Origin of the sequence: Paenibacillus xylanexedens (genome assembly GCF_007676705.1) — a bacterium.
Lineage (GTDB): Bacteria > Bacillota > Bacilli > Paenibacillales > Paenibacillaceae > Paenibacillus > Paenibacillus xylanexedens_C.
This window is the reverse complement of sequence record NZ_VEBF01000372.1, coordinates 1-264: the sequence shown is the minus strand read 5'-3', so window position 1 is coordinate 264 and position 264 is coordinate 1. Positions and strand designations below refer to the sequence as shown.

At 44.7% G+C, this 264-nt stretch carries 1 pseudogene; it reads left to right on the top strand.

The window, feature by feature from the left end:
- Nucleotides 1-29: 29 nt before the first annotated feature.
- Nucleotides 30-264: pseudogene (locus FS628_RS30670) on the top strand (DUF4317 family protein); the annotation flags it as partial.

Below are 264 nucleotides of genomic sequence, written 5' to 3'. Positions count from 1 at the left end.
TTGGAGATGTATAGGAGGAGATGAAGCGAGTGATTGAAATTAAGGAAGAGTGGGATGAGGAAGAAGGTGGGAAGGTGGATTATAAAGATGTGGAAGGTGTACTGAGGGGAAGTGGTGTAGAGGATGTGAGGAGAGAGAAAGTGGAAGGTGGCTTGGAGAGCATGGTGGATAAGAAGAATTATGAAATGAAAGGGAGCAGTGTTATGGGGAAGTTTAGGTGGAAGTGGATGAAGATTGAAAGGAAGGTTGGGAGGATTAGGGTTA